Source organism: Bacillus sp. AF23 (assembly GCF_020861455.1).
In the GTDB taxonomy this organism is placed as follows: domain Bacteria; phylum Bacillota; class Bacilli; order Bacillales; family Bacillaceae; genus Bacillus; species Bacillus halotolerans.
Genome location: NZ_JAJHVY010000057.1, coordinates 1 through 372, shown reverse-complemented (window position 1 = coordinate 372; position 372 = coordinate 1). Strand labels below are relative to the sequence as shown.

The 372-nt window shown below is 35.2% G+C and carries 1 pseudogene; it reads right to left on the bottom strand.

Annotated features, from left to right (window positions below):
• A pseudogene (locus LNN34_RS21830) lies at positions 1–372 on the bottom strand (flavoprotein); the annotation flags it as partial.

Here is a 372-nt window from a genome sequence, read left to right as displayed (position 1 = left end):
AATTAGCCAAATCTGGCACGCACTCTAAAGCAGAATCAAATGTATGGCGAATTTCTTTTAAAAATTGAAAATCTGGTCTTGCACCTGTATTCGCAATAATTTCGTCTACATCCCTAATTATTTTTTGTTCCTGTTGCTGGAATCCAAAAATATTTAATTTACCGTTAGATGTGGGTGCGATATTTTCAATGAACGTTGAAGGATACGCTTTAATAAGTCCATTTTCTAAGATGCTTCGTAATCTTATCCCTAATTGCCCTCTAGCAGGCAACTGATCATTTCCTTCTCCCCCGAAAACTTCTGTAATATACTGTTTCCTTAGAATCCAGATGATCTCTGTATTTTCAGTTTGCTCTTTTAACTGTGTTAAAT